Annotated in this window: 13 protein-coding genes; 4 read left to right on the top strand and 9 right to left on the bottom strand. The window is 73.1% G+C overall.

Annotated features, from left to right (window positions below; genetic code table 11):
- On the bottom strand, positions 1–675 hold a 675-nt coding region (locus tag KS423_RS17295), incomplete at its 3' end, for a hypothetical protein (protein WP_224280252.1).
- Between the two features lie 516 nt (positions 676–1,191).
- Here KS423_RS17295 and sepH point away from each other — a divergent pair.
- Positions 1,192–2,271 (top strand): septation protein SepH, encoded by a 1,080-nt coding sequence (gene sepH, locus KS423_RS17290; RefSeq protein ID WP_224280250.1) that lies wholly within the window; start codon positions 1,192–1,194, stop codon positions 2,269–2,271.
- A 63-nt stretch (positions 2,272–2,334) separates the two neighbouring features.
- On the opposite strand, the gene KS423_RS17285 is transcribed toward sepH, so the two are convergent.
- Positions 2,335–3,213 carry a sulfurtransferase gene (locus KS423_RS17285; protein ID WP_224280248.1) on the bottom strand — a complete coding sequence of 293 codons (879 nt, stop codon included), beginning with the start codon at positions 3,211–3,213 and terminating at the stop codon, positions 2,335–2,337.
- Between the two features lie 238 nt (positions 3,214–3,451).
- Between KS423_RS17285 and KS423_RS17280 the strand changes: the two genes are divergently transcribed.
- Entirely contained in the window at positions 3,452–4,195 is a 744-nt protein-coding gene (locus KS423_RS17280; protein ID WP_308020207.1) for a VOC family protein, read from the top strand.
- A gap of 13 nt (positions 4,196–4,208) precedes the next feature.
- Here the strand turns inward: KS423_RS17280 and KS423_RS17275 are convergent, their stop codons facing one another.
- From KS423_RS17275 to KS423_RS17260, 4 genes are all read right to left on the bottom strand, one after another.
- Positions 4,209–4,865: a thymidine kinase gene (locus KS423_RS17275; protein ID WP_224280244.1), complete on the bottom strand. Its 657-nt coding sequence runs from the start codon at positions 4,863–4,865 to the stop codon at positions 4,209–4,211.
- Between the two features lie 61 nt (positions 4,866–4,926).
- Positions 4,927–6,114 carry an alkaline phosphatase family protein gene (locus tag KS423_RS17270; RefSeq protein ID WP_224280242.1) on the bottom strand — a complete coding sequence of 396 codons (1,188 nt, stop codon included), beginning with the start codon at positions 6,112–6,114 and terminating at the stop codon, positions 4,927–4,929.
- 44 nt (positions 6,115–6,158) lie between these two features.
- Positions 6,159–6,755, bottom strand: a complete 597-nt coding sequence (locus tag KS423_RS17265) for a DUF5998 family protein (RefSeq protein WP_224280238.1) — start codon at positions 6,753–6,755, stop codon at positions 6,159–6,161.
- 91 nt (positions 6,756–6,846) lie between these two features.
- The gene (locus tag KS423_RS17260) at positions 6,847–9,660 is read right to left on the bottom strand and encodes a GNAT family N-acetyltransferase (protein WP_224280236.1); all 2,814 of its coding nucleotides are present in this window, start codon (positions 9,658–9,660) and stop codon (positions 6,847–6,849) included.
- A 227-nt stretch (positions 9,661–9,887) separates the two neighbouring features.
- Between KS423_RS17260 and KS423_RS17255 the strand changes: the two genes are divergently transcribed.
- Entirely contained in the window at positions 9,888–10,169 is a 282-nt protein-coding gene (locus tag KS423_RS17255; RefSeq protein ID WP_049653316.1) for an HPr family phosphocarrier protein, read from the top strand.
- Between the two features lie 90 nt (positions 10,170–10,259).
- On the opposite strand, the gene KS423_RS17250 is transcribed toward KS423_RS17255, so the two are convergent.
- The 3 genes from KS423_RS17250 to KS423_RS17240 all read right to left on the bottom strand — a co-directional run bounded on the left by KS423_RS17250 (position 10,260) and on the right by KS423_RS17240 (position 14,503).
- On the bottom strand, positions 10,260–11,453 hold the full coding sequence (locus KS423_RS17250; protein ID WP_224280234.1) for an RtcB family protein: 1,194 nt from the start codon (positions 11,451–11,453) through the stop codon (positions 10,260–10,262).
- Between the two features lie 318 nt (positions 11,454–11,771).
- On the bottom strand, positions 11,772–13,136 hold the full coding sequence (locus tag KS423_RS17245; RefSeq protein WP_224280254.1) for a pitrilysin family protein: 1,365 nt from the start codon (positions 13,134–13,136) through the stop codon (positions 11,772–11,774).
- 20 nt (positions 13,137–13,156) lie between these two features.
- The gene (locus KS423_RS17240) at positions 13,157–14,503 is read right to left on the bottom strand and encodes a pitrilysin family protein (protein WP_224280232.1); all 1,347 of its coding nucleotides are present in this window, start codon (positions 14,501–14,503) and stop codon (positions 13,157–13,159) included.
- Between the two features lie 306 nt (positions 14,504–14,809).
- On the opposite strand from KS423_RS17240, the gene KS423_RS17235 reads away from it, so the two are divergent.
- On the top strand, positions 14,810–17,177 hold a 2,368-nt coding region (locus KS423_RS17235), incomplete at its 3' end, for a DNA topoisomerase (ATP-hydrolyzing) subunit A (RefSeq protein WP_224280230.1).

Below are 17,177 nucleotides of genomic sequence, written 5' to 3'. Positions count from 1 at the left end.
CGTCCCCGCGCCGGTGCTCGGCGTGTAGCCCGGCTCGCGGCCCGGCCGGGTGGTCGCCGGGGCCGGGGCGCCGCCGGACGGCGTGGCCTCATGGCCCCCACCCGGGGACGGTCGGTCCACCGGGGCGTCCTGCGGCCGGGAGGACTTGGGCGCCACCGAGCCGCCGAAGGACGTGCCGTTGCCGGACTCGCCCTTGACCGTCGCCGACACCGGCTGCCCGGTGGCCAGTTCGAACGCCACGATCGGCGCCATCGCCAGCAGGAAGACCAGCCCCGACACCGCCGCGTACGTCTTCCAGCCCCACCGCCGACGCGCCCGTACCACCTGTGGCTCGTTCCACTCCGAGGTGATCACCGGCGGCCGCGCCGGCTCCCCGGACTCGACCGGCACCTGGCGCAGGGTGTTGGCGGCCTGGTTCGGCCCCCGGTCCACCGCCTCGCGCAACTGCTCCCCGGTCCGCTTGAAGATGTGCTGGAACACCGCGCTGCCGGTGGTGGCCCCGATGCTCACCACGGCGGCACCCAGGATCGTGCCGTACACCCCCAGTTCGGAGGCCAGCAGCGCGCCCACCACCGTTGCCAGCGCACTCGCCGCGACCTGAGCCACACTCAGATCGATGCGCCTGCGCTCCTCCTTGGCCTTGCCGCCCTCCTCGGCGGGGCTCCGCTCCGGCATCAACATCCCTCGGTCCGTACGACTGTCCTTCGAACAAGACTGTCCATCTTGCCCAAAGAAGGACACAAGGGACGAAAATGCGGTTCTTCGCGCCCGGATTGTGTGAAGATGATCACCGTTCATCCGGCGGTGGTCCGCCATTGGGGAAGCACGCTCTTGAGATTCCCGTGAATCGCGGGAGACTTGAGCGGCGAGCCGCCCCTTTGGATGCCACGAATGGAGTACTGTTCGTAAAGCCCGAGCCTTGGGTCGACTTGTCGACTGCCCTGAACCAGCAGCTTGACGAGGAGCCACGGAGCGGGCACGCACGGCGACGCCCGTCCCGGATCGTCGCGAACACTCCGCGTGCGAGGACGGCCGGGACACCCAGGCGCGACGTCGACGGATGGCGTGGCAAAAAGGCAACCGTGCCACAGCGGCGTGCGCGGGCGTAAGCCCGACACGCCGGGGAACTCAGCAAGGTTGTGGCCAGTCGCGAGTGGGCAGGCCACACTCAGTACGGGAGCAGCGACGCAGGTGACGTCGGCAGGCACCACCCGGGAGGTAACCGTGCCCGAACTGCGGGTTGTGGCCGTCAGCAACGACGGCACACGGCTGGTGCTCAAGGCTGCCGACAGCACGGAGTACACCCTTCCCATCGACGAGCGGCTGCGTGCCGCCATCCGCGGCGACCGGCCGCGCCTCGGCCAGATCGAGATCGAGGTCGAGAGCCATCTGCGCCCCCGGGACATCCAGGCGCGGATACGAGCCGGTGCCTCCGCCGAGGAGGTGGCCCAGGCCGCCGGGATCTCCGTCGACCGCGTCCGCCGCTTCGAGGGCCCGGTGCTCGCCGAGCGCGCCTTCATGGCCGAACGCGCCCGCAAGACCGCCATCCGCCGCAACGGCGAGTCCCCCGGCCCGCAGCTCGGCGAGGCCGTGGCCGAGCGGCTCGCGCTGCGCGGCGCCGAGAAGGACACCGAGCGCTGGGACTCCTGGCGGCGCGACGACGGCACCTGGGAGGTCATCCTCTCCTACCGGGCCGACGGCGAGGGCCGTAGCGCCTCCTGGACGTACGACCCGCCGCGGCGCCTGGTCCAGCCCAACGACGACGAGGCCCGCGCGCTGATCGGCGAGAACGTCGAGCGCGAGGAGGAGTCGGTCTTCCCGTTCATCCCGCGGATCGCCCGGCTCCCCCAGGACCGGCCGCCCCGCCCGATGATCGACCGGCCCTCGGCCGACCGCATCATGTCGGCCCGCGAGGTGCGCGAGTCGCGGGAGGCCACCGCCGAGTCCCGGGACTCGCTGACCAGCCTGCTCGACGTGGTCCCCGCCTTCCGCGGCGACCTCGCCGTCGGCGCCCCCACCGCGATCGAGCCGGTGCCCGCCGAGGTCGCCGAGGAGAGCGAGGAGGCGGCCGCGGCAGCCGCCCCGGCACTCGGCGCGGGCTCGGCCTACGCCGACATCCTGATGCCGCGCGCCGTCGCCCCGCACCGCGAGCGCCTGGTCGGCACCACCGACCGGCAGGCCGAGGCGGACGGCGTCCGGCCCGGCCGCCGGGCCACCGTGCCCAGCTGGGACGAGATCGTCTTCGGCAGCCGGCGCAAGAAGCAGGAGTAGGAACAGTGGTACGCCGCAGGGGCGGGAGGCCGGGCCTCCCGCCCCTGCGGCGTACCCGAAGGATCAGCCCGGCTGCTCGGTGACCGCCACCGGGCGCGAACCGTCACTCGACCACTCGCTCCACGAGCCCGGGTACAGCGTGGCCGGCAGGCCCGCCACCTCCAGCGCCAGGATCTGGTGCGCCGCCGTCACGCCCGAACCGCAGTACACCGCGGTCTCCCGCTCCCCCGCACCCAGCGCCCGGAACCGGGCGGCCAGCTCGACGGCCGGCAGGAACCGGCCGTCCGGGCCCACGTTCCCGGCCGTCGGCGCCGAGACCGCGCCCGGGATGTGCCCGGCCCGCGGGTCCACCGGCTCGGTCTCGCCCCGGTAGCGCTCCCCGGACCGGGCATCCAGCAGCAGTCCGCTGCGCGCCCAGGCTGCGGCACCGTCCCCGTCCACCGTCGGCAGCTGCCCCGGCACCGGCCTGAAGTCGCCCTCCCCGGGCTCCGGCAGCTCGGCCGTCACCGGCAGCCCGGCCGCCTGCCAGGCCGCGAAACCGCCGTCCAGCACCCGGACGTCCCGGTGACCGGCCCAGCGCAGCAGCCACCAGGCCCGGGCCGCCGCCATCGAGGCCGCGCCGTCGTACACCACGACCGGGCGCTGCGCGCCCACCCCGAAGCGGCGCATCGCCGCGCCGAACTCCTCCGGATCGGGCAGCGGGTGGCGCCCGCCCCGGCCGGGGGCGCCGGGCGGGGCGGCCAGGTCCCGGTCCAGATCGACGAAGTGGGCGCCGGGCAGGTGACCGGCCCGGTACTCCTCGGCCGCGGTCGGGCCGCCCGGCGCGGCACCGACCAGCTGGTAGCGCACGTCCAACAGCACCGGCGGCAGCGCGGAGGCGAGCGCCTCGCGCAGCTCGGCCGCGGAGATCAGCGGGGAACCGTCGTTGTAGGTGGTGGTCATGGCGGCCATTGTCGCGCAGCCCGGCCCCGGCGGCGGGCCATCCGGATCCTCCCGTGGCCCGGTCCGGGGGAACCGCCGGAATCCGCAGGACACGCCCGACCCACCGCTCTTTGGTGGGGTCTTTGCCGGACTTTCCGCGCGGCCCGAGGGTTGGGCGCCCGCCAGGGTGGAAGCATCACCCTCGCGCGCGAGGATTTCCGTGCGCCAACCACCCACGAGGAGGCCCGCATTGCCCGCGGTGGAACTCCGACTGGCCCAGGGCACGCCCTGCTGGGTCAGCCTGCTGACCGACGACCTGCCCGGCGCCCGTGCCTTCTACGGCGCACTGCTCGGCTGGACGTACACGCCCGGGCCCGGCCAGCTCGGCGACTACGTCCGGGCCGAGCTCGACGGGGCGCCGGTGGCCGGCCTCGGCGTCTCCACCGCCACCGGCTTCCCGGTGCAGTGGACCACCTACTTCGCCGTGGACGACGCCGACCGCACCGCCCAACTCGTCCGCGAGTGCGGCGGAACCGTCGCCGTCGGACCGCTCCAGGCCGAGCACGCCGGGCGGATGGCCATCGCCGCCGACGTCTCCGGCGCGGTCTTCGGCCTCTGGCAGGGCGAGGAGCACCTCGGCCGGGAGGCCGGCCGCGAACCGGGCGCCCCGGCCTGGGCCGAACTGCTCACCCCCGACGCGGAGGGCGCCGCGGCCTTCTACTCCACCGTGCTCGACCGCCCGGTCCGCTCCGCCCCGGGCGAGACCGCGCTGCTGGTGCACGGGCGGCCGGTCGCCGGCATCCGGCACCACGCCGAGCTGCGCGGCCACCCGACGCGCTGGCGCACCCACTTCGCGGTCGGCGACGCCGCGCTGACCGCCCGTCACGCCGTCGAGCTCGGTGGCCGGGTCCTGGTCGAACCGCACGACACCATCCGCGGCCGCGCCGTCCGGCTGGCCGACCCGCAGGGCGGGCACTTCTCCGTACTGGAGGTGCTCCCCTAGACCGCCCCGGCCCTCAGGCCTGCTGCTCCTCGAAGGGCAGCACGTCCGGGGAGAGCACCGAGACGCGCGCCGTCGCGGAGGTCAGCCGCCGGCGGTGGTGGCGGCGGCACAGCACCTCGTAGCCCACCTCGTCCTGGTCCACCGAGATGTCGCCGACCACCACCTGGGCGCCCTCGACCACCATCACCCCGCCGACCGTCCGGGCGTTGTGGGTGGCCCGCGCACCGCACCAGCACAGCGCCTCGACCTGGAGCACCTCCACGCGGTCGGCCAGCTCGATCAGCCGCTGCGAGCCCGGGAACAGCCGGGTGCGGAAGTCGGTGGTGATGCCGAAGGTGTAGACGTCGATGTCCAGTTCGTCCACCACCCGGGCCAGCTGGTCGACCTGCTCGGCGGCGAAGAACTGCGCCTCGTCGCAGATCAGGTAGTCCACCCGGCCGCCGGCCGAGAGCCGCTGCACCACGTGCGCGTGGAAGTCGAGGTCGTCCGTCACCTCGACCGCGTCGGCGCGCAGGCCCAGCCGGCTGGAGATCGTCGCCGCGCCTGCCCGGTCGTTGCGGGTGAGGATCAGGCCCTGCCGGCCGCGCGCGGTGTGGTTGTGGTCCATCTGCAGCGCCAGCGTCGACTTGCCGCAGTCCATCGTGCCCGAGAAGAACACCAGTTCAGCCATGGGTGGAGCAAAGGCCTTTCAAATCAGGGAAGTTCGGGCACAGATAAGTCAAGTACACAGCTCAGCCGCGGACTTCGAGCAGCGGCACGAACTGCTCGACCGGGGTCATCGAACCGTGCAGACCGATCATCGCGGACTCGCCGGGCTCGTTGCGGGAAGCGACGATCGCGATGTCGTCGCGCGCCGCGGCGACCACGTCGCCGATCCGGGCGTACACCCGCTCGTCCACGGCCGGGCCGAACCAGCCTGCCGCGATCGCCTGGTCCCGGGTGGCCACCCACATCCGGTCGCCCAGCACCTCGCTCCAGACCGCGTGCACGTCGGCCGCGGCCCCCGGCACCGCGTACACGTGCCGGGCCCGGCCCTCGCCGCCGAGCAGGGCGACACCGGCGCCCAGCTCCCAGTCCTCGTCGAAGTCGATCCGGTCCTCCGGCGCGATGTCGATCATGCCGTGGTCGGCCGTCACGTACATCGCCGAGCGCGGCGGCAGCTGCCCGGCCAGCCGGCGGGCCAGCCGGTCCACCGCGTCCAGCGTCATCCGCCACTCGTCCGAGTCCACCCCGAAGCGGTGACCCGCACCGTCCAGCTCGCTGACGTAGGTGTACACCAGCGCCCGGTCGTGCTCCGCCAGCCAGGAGGCCGCCAGGTCCATCCGCTCCTCGCCCGTGGTGCGGCCGAGGAAGGTGCCGCCGGACAGGGCCACCCTGGTCAGCGGGGTCTGGGCGAACAGCGGGGACGAGACCTGGGCGGTCGCCACCCCGGCCTGGTGGGTGCGCTCGAAGACCGTCGGGTACGGCTGCCAGGCGTGCGGCTCGGTCGGCGGCTGCCAGCGCAGCTGGTTCATCAGGTAGCCGGTGCCCGGCACCGCCACCGTGTACCCGGCCAGGCCGTGCAGGCCCGGCGGCGTGCCGGTGCCGACCGAGGCCAGCGAGGTCGCCGTGGTGGACGGGAAGCCCGCGGTCAGCGGACGGCCGCTGCCGCCCAGCGAGCTCCCGACGAGCGAGGACAGGAACGGCGCGTACTCGGGGTGGCGCAGCAGCAGCTCCCAGCCCAGGCCGTCCACCAGGAACACCACCACCCGGTCCGCCGGGGCGATCGGGAGGGTCGCGGTGAACCCGGGGACGCCCAGGCCCGCCGCCACCGAGGGCAGCAGGTCGCACAGCGAGCCGCTGCCGTACGGGGGCGCGGGGGCCGTGGTCGGGTCAAGGATCTCGAAGGCGTCGTAGCCGTCGGCAGGAACGAAGGACATGGAACCGGATTCGTAGCGGTACGGTCGGTCGGGAACGGCGGAGCTCAGACCCGCGGGCCGTTGCTGATCGTCGCGTCGGACAGCGCCCGGGCGAACACCAGCGCCTGGGCCACCGTCTCCGGGCCGTCGCCGGCCTCGCTCACCCGCAGTGAGAGGTCGTCAGCCGTGGCCGAGCCGGTGTAACCGTGGTCCGCCTCGCAGTTCGGGTCCGAGCAGCCGGCCGGCTCCAGGTCCAGGCGCTGCACCGCACCCCAGCCGATCGTCAGCACCACCTCACGCGGCAGGGTACCCGGGGTGTACGTCTCCGGGTTCGCCACCATCCGGCTCACCACGACCGAACCGATCCGGTCCAGCCGGACGCTCTCCGTCGACGTCGTCGCGAACGGCACCGCCGGGCTGCCCTCGGCCCCGGACTGCTCGTCCGTATGGCTCACCACGAACCGGGTCGGGGTGAGCACCAGCACCGTCACGTGCCGGCGCACCTCGTTGGCGTCGAAGGTCGTCTCCTGGTGCACCAGGTAGGAGCTGATCGGCTCCGGGCCCACCGCGGACTCGACCGCCTCGGACACCAGGGCCGGGTAGTAGCCGCTGCGCTCGATCGCCGAGCGCAGGTCCTGAGTGGTGGTACCGGTCTTCGCCATATCTCCATCCTGGCATGGTCCGCCGACGAAGCGGGCGGCACGGCGCCGAGCTTCGGACAACAGCGCCCGGGCAGGGCGCAACCAAGGAAGGTTACAGCGTGCTCATCGCGCGCGGGCCCAGATCGCTGCGGACCGGCAGGGGCGCGACCCGTACCCGTGCCCCCAGGATCGCCAGCCCGTGCGGGGCCACGACCACCGGTTCGAGATCCACCGAGGCGATCTCCGGTACGTCGTCCACCAGCTGTGACACCCGCAGCAGCAGCTCCTCCAGGGCGCCGGTGTCCACCGCCTCGGCGCCGCGCCAGCCGAACAGCAGCGGCGCCGCCCGGACCTCCCGGATCAGCCCGGCGACATCCTGGTCGGTGGCCGGCACCAGCCGGTGCGCCGTGTCGCCCAGCAGTTCGGCCGGGGCGCCGGCCAGGCCGAAGGAGAGGATCGCGCCGACCGCCGGGTCCACTGTGGCGGCGATCACGGTGTCCACGCCGCGCGGCGCCATCCGCTGGACCACCAGCTCGGCCTGCGCGGCGCCGCCGAGCAGCGCGTCCAGCTCGCGGTGGGCGCGGCGCAGGCCCGCCTCGTCGGTCAGGTCCAGCCGGACGCTGCCCAGGTCGGGGCGGTGGCGCAGGTGCGGGGCCGTCGCCTTGAGGGCCACCGGGTAGCCGAGCGTCCCGGCGGCTCGTACGGCGGACTCCTCGTCCGGGGCCGGCCGCACCGGCGAGACGTCGATCCCGTAACGAGCCAGCAGCTCCAGGGCCTCGGCCTCGGGCAGGACGAGCCGGGCGCCGCCGGGTTGGGTGCGCGCCGCAACCGCGGCCCGGGTGCTCAGCGCCGCCTCCACCAGCCGGCGGGCGCCGGGCTCGTCGATCCGGTCCAGCTCGGGGACGCGCGCCGTCTCCTCCGCCGCGGCCGTACGGCGGCGCCACTGCGCGTAGTGCACGGCGTGGGTGAGGGCGTGCACGGCCCGCTCGGGCGCCGCGTACGCGGGGATGCCGCCGGGGCGCAGCCTGGCCGGCAGGTCGGTCAGCGCCAGATGGGTGAGCAGCAGCGGCTTGCCCAGCTCCCGGGCCCGGCGGCCGGCGTCGAGCAGGGCGGCGGCGATCTCCGGGTCGTCCGTGCCCATCGCGGGGTCGTCCTCGCCGGTCAGCCGGCCGCCCATGAAGGCGTGCGCGGAGGTGCCGATCGGCGGGATCGCGACGGCGATCACCGCGTCCACGGCCGGGTCGGCGAGCGCGACGTCCAGGGCGATCCGGAAGTTCTCGCCGGTCGCGGCGGTGGTGAGGTCGACGGGCGCGCACGGGCGCAGGCCCGCGCTCAGCAGGGCGTCGTAGGTGAGCAGGCCGAGCGAGTCGGAGTTGCCGACCACGGCGACCCGGTCCCCCGGCGGCAGCGGCTGCTGGGCCAGCAGCTCGCCGGTGTCGTACAGCTCGGTGATGGTCGCCACCCGGGTGACGCCCGCCTGTTCGAACAGCGCGTCCACCGTGGCGTCGTGCAGGCCGGTGGCGGTGGCCGGGACGGCGTGGCCGGGCGGCAGGCTGCCGGTGTGCCGGGCACCCTTGACCACCACGACCGGCTTGACGGCGGCCAGCCGGCGGGCGATCCGGGTGAACTTGCGCGGGTTGCCGAAGGACTCCAGGTACAGCAGCACCACCTGGGTGGCCTCGTCCTCGGCCCAGTACTGGAGGAAGTCGTTGCCGGAGACGTCGGAGCGGTTGCCGACCGACGCGAAGGAGGAGACGCCGAGGCGGCGCTTGTGGGCGGCCTCCAGCAGGGCCACGCCGATCGCGCCGGACTGGCAGAAGATCCCGAAGCCGCCGCGGCCGGGAAGGCGTGGGGCGAGCGACGCGTTCAGCGGGCTCTGCGGGTCGGTGTTGATCAGGCCGAAGGCGTTCGGGCCGATCACCCGCATGCCGGCCGCACGGGCCTGGCGGACCAGCGCGCGCTGCCGGTCCCGGCCCTCCGGACCGGTCTCCGCGTAGCCGGCGGTGACCACCACCAGGCCCTGCACGCCGTGGGCACCGCACTCGGCGACGGCGACCGGGACGGCGCTCTCGGGGACGGCGATCACCGCGAGGTCCACCGGTCCGGGAATGTCCAGAATCGAACGGTGGACCGGGACGCCGTCCAGCTCGGTGCCGGGCTCGGCGTTGCGGTTCACCGCGTACACCGGCCGGTCGGCCGGGGCGCCCCCCAGCAGGTCGCGCAGGATGGCCCGGCCGACGGTCTGCGGGGTGCGGGAGACCCCGATCACCGCCACCGAGCGCGGGGTGAGCAGCCGCTGCACCGAGCGCGCCTCGGCGCGGTGCTCGCGGGCACGCATCACGGCGAGCGAGCGGTCGGTCTGTTCGAGGTCGAACTCCAGGTGCACCACGCCGTCGGCGAAGCTGCGGTGCTGGGTGTAGCCGGCGTCGGTGAAGACCTTCACCATCTTCCGGTTCTCCGGCAGCACCTCGGCCTGGAAGCGGCGGATGCCGCGCTCCTGCGCGACCGCCGCGATGTGCTCCAGCAGGGCGGAGGCCACGCCGCGGCCCTGGTGGGCGTCCTGCACCAGGAAGGCCACCTCGGCGTCGGTGCCGGTCTCGGAGGGGCGGCCCTCGGCGTCGATCCGGTCGTACCGGACGGTGGCGATGAAGTGGTCCCGGACCACCACCGCGAGGCCCACCCGGTTCACGAAGTCGTGGTGGGTGAAGCGGCGGACGTCCTTGTCGGAGAGCCGCGGGTAGGGGGCGAAGAACCGGAAATACTTGGACTGGTCCGACACCTGCTCGTAGAACTCCACGAGCCGTCCGGCGTCGGCCGGCGTGATCGGCCGGATCCGGGCCGTGCCTCCGTCACGCAGCAGAATGTCCGCTTCCCAGTGCTGCGGATAGTCGGGTTGCTCGGGGTTCACCACCGCGGGGTCTTCCACATTCGTCACATTATCCGGCGGCGAGCCGAATGGCGCCGGGCGCGTGCCCACGGCAGGGTGTACAGGGCCGTCGACCGGGGTTTATGCCCCGAAAAGAAACAATCACAAGTCCTGAACGCGGCGGTTTCCAGGGGCCGGCTGCGTGCAACACTGGTCTAGACAACATGGCCGCTTCCCCCGCTCCCCCGAGCACGGCCGTGACCAGCTTCACCGGAAAGGCACGTCTCATGGCTGAGCGCCGCGTCACCATCGGTTGGGCCGAGGGCCTGCACGCCCGTCCCGCCTCCGTCTTCGTCCGGGCCGTCACGGCCACCGGCGTGCCGATCACCATCGCCAAGCCGGGCGGCAACCCGGTGAACGCCGCCTCCATGCTCGGCCTCCTCGGCCTGGGCGCCCAGGGCGGCGACGAGGTCATCCTCGCCTCCGACGCCGAGAACGCCGACGACGCGCTCGACCGCCTCGCCAAGCTCGTCTCCGAGGGCCTCGACGAGCTCCCCGCCGCGGCCTGAGGCCTCGCAGCCGCCCGATCGGGGTGCCGCCGGATTCCGGCGGCACCCCGATCGGCTTCTCCGGCCGCTTCCGCGCTCCGGCCGGCCCGGTCAGCCCTTGACGCAGACGACCTGCTTGAGGTGCGCGACCACCTCGACGAGGTCCTTCTGCTGCTCGATGACCTTCTCGATGTTCTTGTAGGCGCCCGGGATCTCGTCCACCACGCCGCCGTCCTTGCGGCACTCCACGCCCTTGGTCTGCTCGACCAGGTCCTGGGTGGTGAACCGCTTCTTCGCCGCGTTGCGGCTCATCTTGCGGCCGGCGCCGTGCGAGGCGGAGTTGAACGAGTCCGCGTTGCCCAGACCGCGGACGATGTAGGAGCCCGTCCCCATCGACCCGGGGATGATCCCGAGGTCGCCGGAGCCGGCCCGGATCGCGCCCTTGCGGGTCACCAGCACGTCGACGCCGTCGTACCGCTCCTCCGCCACGTAGTTGTGGTGGCAGCTGATGACCTCGTCGAAGGTGACCTCCGCCTTGGCGAACTCGCGGCGGACGACGTCCTGGAAGAGCGCCATCATCACCGCGCGGTTGTTCTTGGCGTACTCCTGCGCCCAGAACAGGTCCTGGCGGTAGGCAGCCATCTCCGGGGTCTTCGCCAGGAAGACCGCGAGGTCCTGGTCGATCAGGCCCTGATTGTGCGGCAGCGCGCGGGCAACGCCCATGTGGTGCTCCGCCAGCTCCTTGCCGATGTTGCGGGAACCGGAGTGCAGCATCAACCAGACTGCGCCGGTCGTATCAATGCACAGTTCTATAAAGTGATTTCCTCCACCGAGCGTGGCCATCTGCTGCATGGCCCGCTCGCGACGCCACTTGACCTCCTCCGCCACCCCGTCGAAGCGCTGCCAGAAGTCGTCCCAGCCCGCCGTGCGGAAGCCGTACAGCTTGGTCGGGTCGACCGGGTCGGTGTGCAGGCCGCGGCCGACCGGAATGGCCCGCTCGATCTCGCGGCGCAGGGCGGAGAGGTCGTCCGGGAGGTCCTTGGCGGTGAGCGAGGTCTTCACCGCGCTCATCCCGCAGCCGATGTCGACACCGACGGCCGCCGGGCAGACCGCGTCCTTCATCGCGATGACGGAGCCGACGGTGGCGCCCTTGCCCAGGTGGACGTCGGGCATCACGGCGAGGCCGTGCAGCCAGGGCAGGGAGCTGATGTTGCGCAGCTGCTGGAGGGCCTGGCCCTCGACGGTGGCCGGGTCGGTCCACATCCGGATCGGCACCCGGACGCCGGGCACCTCGGTGTACGTCATGATCGAACGACCTCCAGAGGTCGGGAAGTTCACGTGGGGAAACTGCCGCGCGAGGAATCCCGGCGCGGCTCGGGGAAGTTCAGGAGGAGGGGCTCAGACGCCCAGGGCGACGGCACAGGGGGAATACGGCCGTGGGGAGCGTCGTATGGCTTGCTCGACCCGCATGGTGACCGCCTCCCTTCCTTCGTCGCAGTTCGCACGTCCTGTGCGCCGGGGAACATCTATCCACGGAACAGGCACGGCCTGCAACGGATTTAAGAACGCGTCCGGCCCGGCGGAGCGGGTGCTCCACCGGGCCGGACGAAACCGCGGCAGGCGTCAGCTGACGACGGTGACCTCGCCGATGCCGAGCGCCCGCACGTCGTCGGCGATCACGGCGGCGTCGCCGACCAGGACGGTGACCAGACGGTCCGGCGGGAAGGCCGCGACGACCGCCTCGGTGGCGGCGGCGGTGGGCAGTTCGGCGAGCTGCCGGTAGACCTCGGCCTGGTAGTCGTCCGGCAGGTACTGCTCGACCTGGTCGGCCAGGGTGCCGGCCACCGAGCCCGCGGTCTCGTACTTCAGCGGGGCGACGCCGACCAGGAACTGCACGGCCTCGTCGCGCTCGGCGTCGGTGAGGCCCTCGGCGGCGAGGGTGCGCAGGATGGTCCAGGTGTCGGCCAGGGCGGGCGCGGTGGAGGCGGTGTCCACCGAGCCGCTGATGGCGAGCATCGCCCGCCCGCTGCCGTCGGCGGCCGAGCGCAGCGGCTGGGCGAAGGCGCGCACGCCGTAGGTGTAGCCCTTCTCCTCGCGCAGGACGCGGTCGAGGCGGGAGGTGAGGGTGCCGCCGAGGCAGTAGGTGCCGAGGGTCTGGGCGGCCCAGACCGGGTTGTGGCGGTCGGGCCCGATCCGGCCGATGAGCAGCTGGGTCTGGACGGAGCCCGGGCGGTCCACGATGACGACGCGGCCGCGGTCGTCGGCGGTGACCGGACCGTGGACGGACGGATCGGCGGCCGTTCCGGTCCAGGTGCCGAGGGTGTTCTCCAGCAGTGCGGGCAGGTCGACGCCGGTGAGGTCGCCGACCACGACGACGGTGCTGGTCGCGGGGCGCACGTGGGCGTCGTAGAAGGCCTTGACGGCCGTGCGGTCGATCGACTTCACGGTGTCGGCGGTGCCGGCGCGGGGCCGGGAGAGCCGGTCGGCGGCGTCGAAGAGCTCGGCGTACAGGGCCTTGGCGGCGCGCCGGGCGGGGTTGGCCTGCTCGTGGACGATCTCGTCCAGGCGGTTGGCGACCAGGCGCTCGATCTCCGCCTCGGGCAGGGCCGGGGCGCGCAGGGCGTCGGCGAGCAGGGACAGGCCGCGCTGGAGCCGGGAGGCGGGGACCTCCAGGGAGATCCGGATGCACGGGTGGTCGGCGTGGGCGTCGAGGGTGGCGCCGGCGCGCTCCAGCTCGGCGGCGAACTCCTCGGCGCTGAGGGTGTCGGTGCCCTCGCTGAAGGCGCGGGCGAGGATGCCGGCGACGCCGTCGAGGCCCTCGGGCTCGACGGCGAGCGGGACGTCGAGCAGGACCTCGACGGCCACCAGCTGCTGGCCGGGCCGGTGGCAGTGCAGGACGGTGATGCCGTTGCCGAGGGCGGCCCGCTCGGGGGCGGGGAAGTCCCAGGGGCTGGGCGTGCCCGGCTGGGGCTGCGGGTGGAAGGTCATGGCGGGGACGTAGTCGGTGCTCATACGGCGGCACCCTCCTCTTCGGAAGCGGCGTCGGAGTCGGCGTCGGTCTCGGCGGCGGTCGGCTCGTAGACGAGGACGGCCCGGTTGTCGGGGTGGAGGCGGGCCTTGGCGACGGCCTGGACCTCCTCGGCGGTGACGTCGAGGACCTTGGGGAGGGCGTCGTTGAGCAGCTTGGGGTCGCCGAACAGGACGGCGTAGCGGCACAGTTCGTCGGCTCGGCCGGCGACGGTGGTGAGCCGGTCGAGCCACTCGCGCTCGATCTGCGCCTGGGCGCGCTCGAGTTCCTCGGCCGTGGGGCCCTCGGCGGCGAAGCGGGCGAGCTCCTCGTCGACGGCGGTGCCGATCTGCTCGATGGTGGCGTCGCCGGAGGTCTTGACGTCGAGCCAGCCGAGGCTGGGGGCGCCGGCCAGCCGCAGCAGACCGAAGCCGGCGGCGACGGCGGTGCGGTCGCGGCGGACCAGCCGGTTGTAGAGGCGGCTGGACTCGCCGCTGCCGAGGACGGTGAGGGCGAGGTCGGCGGCGTCGGCCTCGCGGGTGCCGTCGTGCGGGAGGCGGTAGGCGGCCATCAGGGCGCGGGACGGGACGTCCTCGTGGATCTCCTCGCGGATCTCGCGGCCGATGGTCTCGGGGAGTTCGCCCGAGCGCGGGGGCTGCTTGCCGTCGTGGGCGGGGATGGAGCCGAAGTACTTCTCGACCCAGGCGACGGTCTGCTCGGGGTCGATGTCGCCGACGACGGAGAGGACGGCGTTGTTGGGCGCGTAGTACGTCCGGAAGAACGTGCGGGCGTCCTCCAACGTGGCCGCGTCGAGGTCGGCCATGGAGCCGATCGGGGTGTGGTGGTACGGGTGGCCGTCGGGGAAGGAGAGCGCGGTGAGCTTCTCGAAGGCGGTGCCGTACGGGACGTTGTCGTAGCGCTGGCGGCGCTCGTTCTTGACGACGTCGCGCTGGTTCTCCATGGACGTCTCGTCGAGCGCGGCGAGCAGCGAGCCCATCCGGTCGGCCTCCAGCCAGAGGGCGAGCTCCAGCTGGTGGGCGGGCATGGTCTCGAAGTAGTTGGTGCGCTCGAAGCTGGTGGTGCCGTTGAGCGAGCCGCCGGCGCCCTGGACGAGCTCGAAGTGCCCGTTGTTGGAGACGTTGGCGGAGCCCTGGAACATCAGGTGCTCGAAGAGGTGGGCGAGGCCGGTGCGGCCCTTGACCTCGTGGCGGGAGCCCACGTCGTACCAGAGGCAGACGGCGGCGACCGGGGTGAGGTGGTCCTCGGAGAGGACGACGCGCAGGCCGTTGGCCAGGCGGTGCTCGGTGATGGCGATGCCTCGGCTGGAGGCGGGGGCCGGGTTGGCCATGCGCTCGGGTCCTTCCCGTCGTCGATGTCGGGGTTCGTGTGGCGTCCCCCATTGTGGTGCAACGTGCGGGAACCGTGTTCGTGTCCGCGCTGACGGGGCCGTTCGCCAGGGGCGGAAGAGGGCCGCTGACCGGGAGTGTCGGCCCGAGGGTCCACAATGGGGGCGCCGCGCCCTGTCGACGGCGCCCGGTTGACGGGTCCGGTGGCAGGAGGGCGCGGAGTGGACCGACGACCGACCCCGGCGTTCGGCGACCGACCGACGACCGACCGAGACACAGCCAGCGACACGTAAGGGAGCCCCGCCGCGATGGCCCGCCGCAGTTCGCAGACCCCGCCGCCCGGAGACTTCGAGGAGCGGATCCTCGACGTCGACGTCGTGGACGAGATGCAGGGCTCCTTCCTGGAGTACGCCTACTCGGTGATCTACTCGCGTGCGCTGCCCGACGCACGGGACGGCCTGAAGCCGGTGCACCGCCGGATCCTGTACCAGGCCAACGAGATGGGCCTGCGCCCGGACCGCGCGCATGTGAAGTGCGCCCGTGTGGTGGGCGAGGTGATGGGCCGGCTGCACCCGCACGGCGACGCGTCGATCTACGACTCGGTGGTGCGCATGGCGCAGCCGTTCTCGATGCGGCTGCCGCTGATCGACGGGCACGGGAACTTCGGTTCGCTGGGCAACGACGACCCGCCGGCCGCGATGCGCTACACCGAGTCGCGGCTGACGGCCGCCTCGATGGCGATGGTGGAGTCGATCCACGAGGACACCGTCGACTTCGGCCCGAACTACGACGGCAGCGAGCAGGAGCCGCTGGCGCTGCCGGCCGCGTTCCCGAACCTGCTGGTGAACGGCGCGACGGGCATCGCGGTGGGCATGGCGACGAACATGCCGCCGCACAACCTGTCCGAGGTGGTGGCCGCGGCCCGGCACCTGATCAAGCACCCGAACGCGGACCTGGACACGCTGATGCGGTTCGTGCCCGGTCCGGACCTGCCGACCGGCGGGCGGATCGTTGGCCTGTCGGGCATCCGGGACGCGTACGAGTCGGGCCGCGGCACGTTCAAGATCCGGGCGACGACGACGGTGGAGGCGGTGACGGCCCGCCGCAAGGGCATCGTGGTCACCGAGCTGCCGTACAACGTCGGCCCGGAGAAGGTCATCTCGAAGATCAAGGACCTGGTCAACGCGAAGAAGCTCCAGGGCATCGCGGACGTCAAGGACCTGACCGACCGCGAGCACGGGCTGCGGCTGGTCATCGAGGTGAAGAACGGCTTCGTGCCGGAGGCGCTGCTGGAGCAGCTCTACAAGCTGACGCCGATGGAGGAGACCTTCGGCATCAACAACGTCGCGCTGGTCGACGGGCAGCCGCTGACGCTGGGGCTGAAGGAGCTGCTGGAGGTCTACGTCGACCACCGCTTCACCGTGGTGCGCCGGCGCAGCGACTTCCGCCGCCGCAAGCGTGAGGAGCGGCTGCACCTGGTCGAGGGCCTGCTGGTGGCCCTGCTCGACATCGACGAGGTCATCGCGATCATCCGGTCGAGTGACAACGCCCAGCAGGCGAAGGAGCGTCTGATGGAGCGCTTCTCGCTGTCGGAGACGCAGACCGCGTACATCCTGGACACCCCGCTGCGGCGGCTGACCCGCTTCGACCGGGTGGAGCTGGAGCAGGAGAAGGAGAAGCTGACCGCGGAGATCGCGGACCTGACCGAGATCCTGGAGTCGGACACCAAGCTGCGCAGCGTGGTGTCGTCCGAACTGGGTGCGGTGGCGAAGCAGTTCGGCACGGAGCGGCGCACGGTGCTGCTGGAGGCGGGGGCGGTGCCGTCGGCGGCGCTGGCCGTACCGCTGGAGGTGGCGGACGACCCGTGCCGGGTGCTGCTGTCCTCGACGGGCCTGCTCGCGCGGACGGCGGACGGGGAGCCGTTCGAGGTGTCGGAGAAGCGGGCGAAGCACGATGTGATCGTGTCGGCGGTGCACGCGACGGCGCGGGCGGACGTGGGCGTGGTGACGTCCGCGGGCCGGGTGCTGCGGCTGCCGGTGATCGACCTGCCGGCGCTGCCGCCGACGCCGTCGCCGACGCTGGCGGGCGGGGCCGCGGTGGGCGAGTTCCTGCGCCTGGAGTCCGGGGAGCGGGTGCTGGCGCTGACCACGCTGGACGAGTCCTCGCCGGGGCTGGCGCTGGGCACGCTGCAGGGTGTGGTGAAGCGGGTGGTGCCGGAGTGGCCGGCGAACAAGGACGAGTTCGAGGTGATCGCCCTCAAGGAGGGTGACGAGCTGGTGGGCGCGGTCGAACTGCGCACCGGCGAGGAGGACCTGGTCTTCATCGCCTCGGACGCCCAGCTGCTGCGCTACCCGGCGGGCCAGGTGCGTCCGCAGGGCCGCCCGGCGGGCGGCATGGCGGGCATCAAGCTGTCGGACGGCGCGCGGGTGCTGTCCTTCACGGCGGTGGACCCGGCGGCGGACGCGGTGGTGGTCTCGGTGGCCACGGCCTCGGGCACGCTGTCCGGCGGCGAGCAGACGACCTGGAAGGTCACCCCGTTCGAGCAGTACCCGCGCAAGGGCCGCGCCACCGGCGGTGTGCGCTGCCAGCGCTTCCTGCGCGGCGAGGACGGCCTGACCTTCGCCTGGGCCGGCGCCGCCCCGGCCCGGGCCGCCACCGCCAAGGGCGCCCCGGTCG

The organism is Streptomyces sp. LS1784, from assembly GCF_020103755.1.
Lineage (GTDB): Bacteria > Actinomycetota > Actinomycetes > Streptomycetales > Streptomycetaceae > Kitasatospora.
This window is presented reverse-complemented; position numbering and strand designations above follow the sequence as displayed.